Annotated in this window: 8 protein-coding genes; 2 read left to right on the forward strand and 6 right to left on the reverse strand. The window is 45.6% G+C overall.

Annotation, left to right across the window (positions count from 1 at the left end; all coding sequences use genetic code 11):
- Window positions 1-38: 38 nt before the first annotated feature.
- The 5 genes from hutH to hutC form a co-directional block, all read right to left on the reverse strand.
- A complete protein-coding gene (hutH, locus tag BCT49_RS08675; protein ID WP_017085756.1) occupies window positions 39-1,571 on the reverse strand; it encodes a histidine ammonia-lyase in 1,533 nt (510 codons plus the stop codon).
- A gap of 14 nt (window positions 1,572-1,585) precedes the next feature.
- Window positions 1,586-3,280 carry a urocanate hydratase gene (gene hutU / locus BCT49_RS08680; protein WP_102434890.1) on the reverse strand — a complete coding sequence of 565 codons (1,695 nt, stop codon included), beginning with the start codon at window positions 3,278-3,280 and terminating at the stop codon, window positions 1,586-1,588.
- Between the two features lie 72 nt (window positions 3,281-3,352).
- Window positions 3,353-4,417: a formimidoylglutamase gene (gene hutG / locus BCT49_RS08685; RefSeq protein WP_102434891.1), complete on the reverse strand. Its 1,065-nt coding sequence runs from the start codon at window positions 4,415-4,417 to the stop codon at window positions 3,353-3,355.
- Window positions 4,404-5,654, reverse strand: coding sequence for an imidazolonepropionase (gene hutI, locus BCT49_RS08690; RefSeq protein WP_102434892.1), 1,251 nt, complete (start codon window positions 5,652-5,654; stop codon window positions 4,404-4,406). The genes hutG and hutI overlap by 14 nt, the downstream gene beginning before the upstream one ends.
- Before the next feature lie 113 nt (window positions 5,655-5,767).
- Entirely contained in the window at window positions 5,768-6,481 is a 714-nt protein-coding gene (gene hutC / locus BCT49_RS08695; protein ID WP_102434893.1) for a histidine utilization repressor, read from the reverse strand.
- A gap of 181 nt (window positions 6,482-6,662) precedes the next feature.
- Between hutC and BCT49_RS08700 the strand changes: the two genes are divergently transcribed.
- Complete coding sequence (locus BCT49_RS08700; protein WP_102434894.1) at window positions 6,663-7,406, forward strand: sporulation protein; 744 nt, start codon at window positions 6,663-6,665, stop codon at window positions 7,404-7,406.
- A 111-nt stretch (window positions 7,407-7,517) separates the two neighbouring features.
- On the opposite strand, the gene BCT49_RS08705 is transcribed toward BCT49_RS08700, so the two are convergent.
- Complete coding sequence (locus BCT49_RS08705; protein ID WP_198595836.1) at window positions 7,518-8,501, reverse strand: DUF3187 family protein; 984 nt, start codon at window positions 8,499-8,501, stop codon at window positions 7,518-7,520.
- 579 nt (window positions 8,502-9,080) lie between these two features.
- Here BCT49_RS08705 and BCT49_RS08710 point away from each other — a divergent pair.
- Entirely contained in the window at window positions 9,081-10,277 is a 1,197-nt protein-coding gene (locus BCT49_RS08710) for a tyrosine-type recombinase/integrase (protein WP_102434895.1), read from the forward strand.
- Window positions 10,278-10,407 lie beyond the last annotated feature (130 nt).

The raw sequence follows: 10,407 nt of genomic DNA on the forward strand, positions 1-10,407 counted from the left end.
TATGACACTCTAATGGGTGTTGTTCAGAATGTTTTACTTTAAAAGCTACACAAAGTGCCTTCTGGCATTAGGTGATTATGAACGGACAATTTGAGCAATAAGTTCGCTTGCTCAATATCTGGAGCAAAATATCTATCTTTGTCGTAGAAGCTGACTTTTTCACGCAAAATCTGTTTCGCTTCTTCCACACGAGGAGAAGATAGATTCGGAGCGCGGAAGTCTAGCCCTTGTGCTGCTGCTAAATATTCTACTGCCAATATCCCACGGGTGTTTTCAGCCATGTATCTAAGCCTACGAGCGGCAAAGGTGGCCATTGATACGTGGTCTTCTTGGTTTGCAGAAGTAGGTAGGCTGTCTATTGATGCCGGGTGAGCCAATGTTTTGTTCTCACTCGCGAGTGCTGCTGATGTTACTTGAGCAATCATAAAGCCCGAGTTCACGCCGCCGTTATCGACCAAGAAAGGTGGAAGCTTACTTAGTGCGCTATCAATCAGCAGTGCCATTCTTCGTTCAGACAAGCTACCGATTTCAGCTATCGCTAGTGCAAGGTTATCCGCAGCCATTGCGACGGGTTCTGCGTGGAAGTTACCACCAGAAATGATGTCGCCATCGTCAGCGAAAACAAGCGGGTTGTCGGATACGGCATTTGCTTCAATGTTTAAGGTTTCTGCTGAGTTACGAATCTGCTGTAAACACGCACCCATCACTTGAGGCTGACAACGCAGCGAGTAAGGGTCTTGAACCTTTTCACAGCAAGTATGTGATTCACCAATCTCACTCTTTTGATCAAGCATATGACGGTAAGCAAGTGCTGCATCCATTTGGCCACGATGACCACGAACGCGGTGTATACGAGGGTCAAACGGACGACGACTACCTAGCGCGGCTTCTACAGACATCGCACCACACACGGTTGCAGACGCAAACAAGTCTTCAGCTGCGAACAGACCTTCTAATGCAAATGCAGTTGATGCCTGAGTACCATTCAACAACGCTAACCCTTCTTTAGGAGCAAGTGTGATTGGCTCTAAGCCAGCGATCTGCATTGCTTCTAAGCCTGTGATGATTTTGCCGTTGTGACGTGCTTGGCCTTCACCTAGTAGTACCGTGCTCATATGTGCGAGAGGTGCAAGATCTCCAGAAGCGCCAACTGATCCTTTCTGTGGAACACATGGGTAAACTTGCGCGTTCACTAGATCGATAAGAGCATTGATGACTTTAAGTCGGATACCCGAGTAACCACGAGACAAGCTGTTAATCTTTAACACCATCATCAAGCGCACAGTTTCATCAGACATGAATTTACCAATGCCCGCCGCGTGAGAAAGTACGATACTTTTCTGTAGTACTTCTAAATCTTCAGGGGCGATTTTGGTATTCGCTAATAAGCCAAAACCCGTATTGATGCCATACACAGTACGATCTTCAGCAATCACTTGCTCGACAACGTGCATGCTCGCTTCAATATCAGGAATCGCTGCTGGATCGAGTGATAAGTTCACAGGGCTACGGCTAATCTTACGCAGTTCAGGTAGGCCTAGAAGTCCTGGTTTAAGTAATAAGTTCAACATGTTTTCTCCAGACATTAAAGGCGACGAAGTTCTTCGTTTAGCATAGGTAAATCAAGTTTCTGCTCTTTAGCACACTGCTTGGCAATATCGTAACCCGCATCAGCATGACGCATAACGCCAGTGGCCGGATCATTGTGAAGTACACGAGCAATACGTTGCGATGCATCTTCACTGCCGTCACAACAAATCACCATACCTGAGTGTTGTGAGAAGCCCATGCCAACGCCGCCACCGTGGTGCAGAGAAACCCACGTTGCGCCGCCTGCAGTGTTTAGCAGAGCGTTCAATAGAGGCCAATCTGATACGGCATCTGATCCATCCATCATGCCTTCTGTTTCGCGGTTCGGGCTTGCTACTGAACCTGAATCTAGGTGATCACGACCGATAACAACCGGTGCTTTCAGTTCGCCATTTTTAACCATTTCATTGAATGCTTGACCTAAACGTTCGCGATCTTTCAAACCAACCCAACAGATACGCGCTGGTAGGCCTTGGAACTGAATGCGTTCACGCGCCATATCTAGCCAGTTGTGTAGATGCGGGTTATCTGGAATCAATTCTTTTACTTTTTGGTCTGTTTTGTAGATGTCTTCAGGGTCGCCAGATAGAGCAGCCCAACGGAATGGACCGACGCCTTCGCAAAATAAAGGACGAATATAAGCAGGAACGAAACCTGGGAAATCAAATGCGTTTTCCACACCTTCTTCCAGTGCCATTTGGCGAATGTTGTTGCCGTAGTCGACGGTCGCAGCGCCACGGTATTGAAGATCTAGCATGGCTTGTACTTGAATAGCCATGGATTGCTTAGCGGCTTTCACCACTTTCGCTTCATCAGCTAAACGTTCTTGAGCCGCTTTTTCCATTGTCCAACCTTGAGGCAAGTAGCCGTTCAGTGGATCGTGGGCAGAGGTTTGATCGGTCACTACGTCAGGCGTGATATTACGTTCAACTAACTCTGGGAATACATCAGCAGCGTTGCCTAATAGGCCAACAGAGATTGGCGTGTCTGATTCTTTAATCATTGCTATCGCTTCATCGATGTTGGTGGCTTTTTTGTCGACATAACCAGTACGCAAGCGATAATCGATTCGTGATTCATCACATTCAACCGCAATCATCGAGAAACCTGCCATTGTTGCAGCAAGAGGTTGAGCACCACCCATACCGCCAAGGCCACCAGTAAGAACCCATTTGCCGTTTGCTTCGCCTTGGAAGTGCTTCTTCGCGATTGCAACAAATGTTTCATAAGTGCCTTGAACGATGCCTTGTGAGCCAATGTAAATCCAGCTGCCTGCTGTCATTTGGCCGTACATCATCAAGCCTTCTTTATCGAGCTCGTTAAAGTGTTCCCAGTTCGCCCAGTGTGGAACAAGGTTAGAATTCGCGATCAGTACGCGAGGTGCGTTTTTATGAGTCGGGAACACGCCCACAGGTTTACCTGATTGAACAAGCAACGTTTGGTCGTCTTCTAAACGCTCTAATACTTCAACAATCTTGTCATAACATTTCCAATCACGCGCAGCGCGACCAATACCACCATACACAACCAGTGCATGTGGGTGTTCTGCCACATCAGGGTCTAGGTTGTTCATCAGCATACGCAGTGGTGCTTCTGTTAACCAAGATTTAGCGCGCAAAGTGGTGCCATGAGGTGCGCGAATTTCGCGAGTCGTGTCGAGACGAGGGTCACTGTTGTGGTGTTCCGTCATTTTGGAATTCCTTCTGTTTCACGTTATATCGTTGTAGTTGTAGTTGTAGTTGTAGTTATCGGTATAGCTGGATTAGTCACTGGCCATTGCACTGGCTATATCCCAACACAAACGTGCCGCCAATCGAGCCGTTTGGCCATCGATGTCGTAGTCTGGGTTGTATTCCGCAATGTCCGCGATAATGAGTTTTTCGCTGTGTTTAAAAATCTGTTCTAGAAAAGGAGCGAGTGCTTCATAGCTCACGCCTCTTGCCGCTGGTGCACTTACGCCCGGCGCAGTCGCTGCGGGGAATACATCGAGATCAATGGTGAGATAGAGGTAATCACACTCAGCGATGAATTTTTGCAACTTAACCAGTTGGGCAACTTGGTTCACTTGGGTCATGTTGCGGTCGTGTTCATACCAAACGCCCAGTTGGTCGGCTTTGTTAAACAGCGCTTTGGTATTGCTGGCAGCACTCACACCAAGACAAGCGTAATGAAACGGCCACTGATGTTTGTGGCAGTAATCGCTGATCTGGTTAAAAGGTGTACCTGAACTGGGTTTAACGTCGGCGATGTCGCTTTCAAATTCTCGAAGATCAAAGTGAGCATCAAAGTTAACGATGCCGATCTTAGGTTTGTGTACTGGCTGATCTTTATAAAGGTGTTCGGCTTTATGTAGGCGTTCCGTTTTATGTAAATGTTCCGCGAGACCTTGGAACGATGCCCAAGCAACCTCGTGACCACCGCCAAGGGTAATCACTTTGTTGGTTGATAAAGCATTAGCAATAACAGAAGCACACTGTTTTTGACTGACTTCGAGTTGACCATCATTGCACTCGATGTCACCAAGGTCCGCGATGTGTGCGTCACTGTGCCAAGCCATATTAGCCAACGCTTGACGAATCAGGTTGGGTGCTTGTCTTGCGCCCACTCGTCCTTTGTTTCTTGCAACACCTACATCACTGGCAAAGCCTACCAAGGCGATGGCGCGGTCATTAAGCTCGTCACTTAAATCACTATGTTGCACTTGCTTGGTAATGTGATGAACGCGAGTACCGAGTGCGCCATCTTCAAGATCATTACGCCCTGTCCACACAAAGTTATGCACGGTTGTTGCGTTCTTTTGAATACTGTTGGAATTAGATTGAGTCATGACATACCTCGCCATTAACAATGCGTTTATGCAGATGAGGAACACCGACTTGATAGCTTAGATCGGCAGGGTGTTCGATATTCCAGATAGCCAAATCTGCGGCATAACCAATTTCAATTTTGCCTTTGGTTTGTGAGTCACCAATGGCAGAAGCAGCGTTACAAGTTACACCGCGCAGCGCTTCTTCAGGCGTTGTACCAAACAGGGTGCAGCTCATGTTCATCATCAGCGTTAAATCAGCAAAGGGAGAAGTGCCGGGGTTTAAGTCGGTCGCTATTGCCATTGGAATGTTGTGTTCACGAAGTAAAGCAATAGGAGGCTGTTGAGTCTCTTTCAGGAAGTAGAAAGCACCGGGTAGCAAGGTGGCAACTGTGCCTGATTCTGCCAGTGCTTTTACTCCGGTTTCATCAAGGTATTCAACATGGTCAACAGAGAGTGCGCCGTATTTAGCTGCAAGCGCACTGCCACCCATATTAGAAAGTTGTTCTGTGTGGCCTTTAATCGCGAGCCCATGTTCTTTGGCTGCTGCAAATACACGTTCGGTTTGTTCTAGGTTGAAGCCAATAGATTCGCAGAACACGTCAACTGCATCGGCGAGCCCTTGCTCTGCAGCTTTAGGAATGATCTCTTGGCAAACCAGATCAATATAACGATCGGGCTGCTCTTTATATTCTGGCGGCACAGCATGTGCTGCAAGGAGAGTAGTGGTGATCTTAATTCGGCGATGATTTTCTAACGCTTTCGCTGCTCGTAACATCTTTAGCTCATCATCGAGCGTTAAACCATAGCCAGATTTTACTTCGATGCTGGTTACGCCACTTCTTAGCAGGCCGTCAAGTCTCGGCAAAGCCATTTCAACCAGTTCAGACTCTTGCGCTGCGCGTGTCGCAGTGACTGTAGCCAGAATGCCGCCGCCTTGCTTGGCGATATCGGTGTAAGACACACCATTCAAACGCTGTTCAAATTCGTTGGCGCGATTACCTGCAAATACCAGATGAGTGTGGCAATCAATTAACCCAGGGGTGACTAGCTTGTTCTTGCAGTCATAGGTAACGTAATCCAAAGAACCATCAATGCTCGGCTGCTCTAACTCAGAAGCACGGGCCTCGAGATTTGAACAAGAGATGGACACGATCTTACCATTCTCGATAACGATATCTTGAGGGGGAGACGGCTGATAACCATCGGCTCCCGAACTCATGGAGACCACTCGTGCGTTTTTGAGGATCAAATTCATAATCACCTAGATCTTTGCTAAACATTAAATGTATATACAAATAAATAGGCTAAACGCTGACCCGAATCAAGTTGATGTTGCAAAAATGTGATCGGCGATCAGGATGATGTTCTTTAATCTAGGAGTATCTTGGAGCTTAATTTGTACTTAGAGCCAGGATGATAGAGCAATGCAAAGCTGATAAGACGTTCTTTGCTCCATGTTCTTCTATTCAAAAGTAGGCAAGGCTCTGATTCAGAAAGCTTTAGTGAAGTTCTGATTTGTAAGTCTGGGATAATGGCTTCAACCGTGTGCTCGATAGCACTTAACGGGCAGCTTTCTGAAAGGTATTCATTGGGTGTCGAGTTTGAAAAGTCTTGCTCTAGATATTTGGGAGCGGCTTGAGAATTCACCCAGCGCGCTTCCAATTGAATCGGTGTGTTGTCAGCAAAGTGGATGATTTCACTATAGAATATTTCGGCATTGATCATCACACCTAGCCGTATGGCGGTGCTTTCATCAGCCTTGATGCTCTTGTGCTTAATAACTTGGCTAGCATACGTTTGGCCTCGGTCTTTGATCTCTTGCGCGATATTGTTGATATCAAGCAGGGGAGATTGTGCTTTTTCGTCTGGTTCACAAACAAAAGTACCCAGCCTTGGTTTCCTGATTAGCTTACCTTCAGACACCAGATCTCGAATGGCTTTATTGACCGTCATTCGACTCACATTGAACTGCTCGGTGAGTTCAAGCTCTGTGGTTATCTGGTAACCCACTGGCCAGTGACCACTACTTATATTGTCGTCTATGAACTGTTTTATCTGAAGGTAGAGCGGTGCTTTCGACATAATGAAACCTTATTTGACTATACAAATAGAGTAACGGAATTTTTCACGATTTCAACATTTCCTCGGGCAATGTGACCTTATTCAACATAGATGGGGCAAATTGCTTGATTCTGTGAGGTAAGTGTCGCAAATTGTCACGCAATAACTATTCGTAAATCAAATAATTAGAAAGGGAAATAATATGTTTAAGAAATTAAAGGCCTCGTTGGGCATCGGTGCAGCAAAAGTTGATACCGTCTTAGATAATATTGAAGTTTTCCAAGGTGGAGAGTTGTCTGGCAATGTTCACATTGTTGGCGGCGACGTTGAGCAACAAATTGACCTGATCAACTTAGTTCTCAACACAGAAGTGAAAGTTGAAACGGAAGACAGCACCAGCTACGAAACCTTTTCATTGGGTCGTATTCAAGCCGTAGAACCTTTCGTTATCCAACCGGGCGAAACCAAGCTGGTTCCTTTCCGTCTTAAGTTAAATGATGAAACGCCAGTCACCGCGTTGAACGCACAAATGAACCAATGCCACGTGTGGGTAGAAACCAACCTAGATATCGGCTTCGCGATTGACCCTAAAGACCGCGACTTTATCTCCGTTCATCCACTGCCAACGGTCGCCAAAATTATCCAAGGTGTGGAAGCATCGGGCATGGCAATGGTGAAAGCAGACGTAGAGAAGGGCTTCTTGAAAGGTAACAGCTTTACTTCTCGCTCTGGCTGTTACCAAGAAATTGAATTTCGTAACGGCGGTTTTATGAATAATAAAGAGATCGAGCTGTCATTCATCGTTGAAGGCTCAATGGTTCACTGCCTAGCAGAAATCGATCGCTCAATGAGCTTCCGCGGCGACCAATACATTTCATTCAGCCTGCCAGCAAACGCGGCTGACTCAGATATCCGCAACGCCGTCTCAAGAATCATGAGTGCGTAGTTCCCTTTCTGTTAATAGTCGCTTTTTCTATTAATAGAGACAACATAGACTCCCTAAGCCGAACTTATCCGTTCGGCTTTTTTGTTTCTACTGTCCCGACCTTAAATAGGTTTACCACTGATGACGATAAGCCAGCTGGAAGGCAACATCGGTGGAGTTGTCCATATTGAAAATGTTCTCGATTATGGATATCTCAATTGCCGAGCGTTGCATGAGATACCGATACCCAAACATCATTTCATTCGCGGCTTCTGAAAACTCAGTTTCACCGTCTTCTGCGCCTTCATACCAACGATACTCAAGGTGCAACTCGTGGTTTTCAAATAGCGTGAGTTGATATCCTCCCATCCATGACCATGTTGTTTTCTTATGTGAAAAGCCATTTTCTATCTCTCGATTAGACTGATTGGCGAACCCTAAGCTTGTATAAAAGGTATTGATGTCTAATTGGTACGCATAGTTGAATTGAGCGCTTTGCTCATTGCTGCTTCCTTCGAAGGCACCGTGGCTAACATTGTTATGATAGAGGGATACGCCAAAGGATAAACCGTGGTTTTCAAGGTCTATGATTTGGTATTGAGTGTAGAGGGTGAAAGCGCTAGTCAGCGTGTCGCCGGAGAAGTCTCTAATATTGATGTCGTGGTCTGGTGCGTAGATATCAAATTGGTGTCGCTCTTTACGAGTTCGCCCTGCTTGGTCGATGTCAAATAGGTCATGAAAGTTGATGGTAACTTTATCTAGGTGGTTGTTGGCGGCGTATAACCAGCGGTAATTGAGCTCGACTTGCCATGCTTTAGTCAATTGCCATCGTAGTCCTGTCTGAAGTTGATTTTGATAATAATCCAAATGATAGTCGTGAGAGTTAGCCCAGATACTCGCGGCGGTGAAAGCAGCAAACACTTCAACCTTATTCTCTTCGATTGGAAAGCCAGAGCGGAGCGTTGGAGTAAGACGAACAGACTGTAATGGTGATTGGGTATAACTGATTAGCGGGCCGTAATCTTTGTTGGCCCATGTTGCGGGAGCATACATAGCTGCTGCTACGATTAACGATAAAGGTGGGATGAGCGATATAAAAGTAACCTGTTTTCCCATATGCACCTCATCCACATTCCGTTGCTTCTATAAAGCTTAGTTCTAAATAATTAGTTTGTAAGAGATTAGTTGGAAGAGCGAACTCACAAGAGATAGGAGCAGTAGTTGAGTTGATACAGCTCGATTGGAAAGAGGGTTCGGGGGGCAGGGAAGTTACCGCTATTATGATAAATCCTTATGAAACGAAGTGGTTGGAGAGCGGGCAGATTTTCTCTGTCATTGTCATTTCATATAATTTCGTTACAATGTTCGGCTACTCACAAATGAGGCATCTGTATTTGCTTTTATGTGGGTATCTTTATTATGCATATATCTCCGATCAACATACTTGTTGGTTGAAAAACATATATTAAACATTTTCATGTGTTGCTTGGTGTGTCTCAAGACGTGAATCTCCCTTCTTATTGCAATTCCTCTTTACCATTCATACCCCTTGATAGAACCCTTTCAATACAAACGCTTAACAAAAAGAACGTCATTCAAAATATTTGGTGGATACTAGCTCATAATGATTAGAATACACTTGCATTCATATGAGATTTGTACCAAATTTGTACCAAATATTTTTGGTACAAATGAATGGCAATCACAGATGCTTGGCTAAGAGCCACACAAGGTAAGCCTTACAAAGGGCAACCCGAAGTCACCCATAGAGATGGCTTAGGCGTGCGTGTGAGCCCGAAAGGCAAAGTGACCTGGGTTTACCGCGTTACCTACCTAGGTAAAGCCATAAAAATGAAACTTGGCGAATACCCAGCCATGAAAATGCGCGATGCATTACGCGAGCGTGAAAAGAAAGCTGAGCTCGTTATCTTAGGCATTGACCCAAGAACAGGCATCAACCCTTCAGACAAAGCCCTTCCAAGTACAGTAGATGACTTAATCGACTATTGGGTTGAACACCACGGCAAAGACAACGTAAAGCAGTGGCAAGCACTAGAGAAGATGTTTAGAACAGACATCAGCCCATATTTAGGACAACGCCAAGCCAAACACCTTGAACTGACCGATTACATGCCTGTATTTCAAAAGGCTAAGATTCGCGTGAGTGCAAAGCATTCAGCAAACCTCATGTCGCGCTTTAAACAGGTGCTGTCTTATGCTGTTCGCCACGGTTTACTCAAATACAACATGCTTGCAGAAGTAAAGAAAACCGATGTAGGTGCACCAACAGACACCAAAAAGAGCAAGCAGACAGAAGCTGGCGTTCAAGCACTATGGAAAGCTATTGACGACATAGGTGTGCATGAGAGCAACAAAAACTTCCTGCGCCTAATGATGATATTTGCCAATCGTAGTAACGAGCTGCGCTTAGCGAAGAAGCAAGACTTCGATTTAGAAGCACTAGTGTGGACAGTACCAGCAGAGAACAACAAGATCAGGAAAAAGCAGGGCGGGGCAATTCGACGCGCTATTCCTCCATTAGCAGAAGAAGTCATTCGAAACCAGTTCGCTATTTACCCTGATCTAGACATCATGTTCCCACCAGTGAGAGTTGAACATGACAGGCCAATGGCCGAGAACGTGCCTGTAGAGTTTGGCCGTAAACTGGCTGATGCGATAGAGGCGGCAGGTTTCCCTAGAACAACCAATCACGATATGCGTCGCACAGCGAGAAACATATGGGAAGCGATGGGTGTTCCATTCCACGTGGCTGAAACTATGTTAGGTCATAAAGTACATCGCGGTGTGCAGAGTCACTATTTAGATTACGACTATTTAGATGAGCAGAGAAGTGCTTATGCTCGATGGTGCTCTAGAATATTCGAATTATGAAGATTAAGGTGAGGATTGATGTCCCATAAATTAAAGTTAATTAACAGTAAAGCTCTAGCTAATGTTGTGAAATATAGCACTAAAGAGATAGCAGTTCTGATGGGTGCTCCGATGGGCTTTGTTGCGTAAT

This window comes from Vibrio lentus (genome assembly GCF_002875945.1).
Lineage (GTDB): Bacteria > Pseudomonadota > Gammaproteobacteria > Enterobacterales > Vibrionaceae > Vibrio > Vibrio apostichopi.

Excerpts from the sequence above, each read along its gene's own strand:
- hutH (WP_017085756.1), bottom strand. The coding sequence starts at position 1,571 with ATGTTGAACTTATTACTTAAACCAGGACTTCTAGGCCTACCTGAACTG.
- hutU (WP_102434890.1), bottom strand. The coding sequence starts at position 3,280 with ATGACGGAACACCACAACAGTGACCCTCGTCTCGACACGACTCGCGAA.
- hutG (WP_102434891.1), bottom strand. The coding sequence starts at position 4,417 with ATGACTCAATCTAATTCCAACAGTATTCAAAAGAACGCAACAACCGTG.
- hutI (WP_102434892.1), bottom strand. The coding sequence starts at position 5,654 with ATGAATTTGATCCTCAAAAACGCACGAGTGGTCTCCATGAGTTCGGGA.
- hutC (WP_102434893.1), bottom strand. The coding sequence starts at position 6,481 with ATGTCGAAAGCACCGCTCTACCTTCAGATAAAACAGTTCATAGACGAC.
- BCT49_RS08700 (WP_102434894.1), top strand. The coding sequence starts at position 6,663 with ATGTTTAAGAAATTAAAGGCCTCGTTGGGCATCGGTGCAGCAAAAGTT.
- BCT49_RS08705 (WP_198595836.1), bottom strand. The coding sequence starts at position 8,501 with ATGGGAAAACAGGTTACTTTTATATCGCTCATCCCACCTTTATCGTTA.
- BCT49_RS08710 (WP_102434895.1), top strand. The coding sequence starts at position 9,081 with ATGGCAATCACAGATGCTTGGCTAAGAGCCACACAAGGTAAGCCTTAC.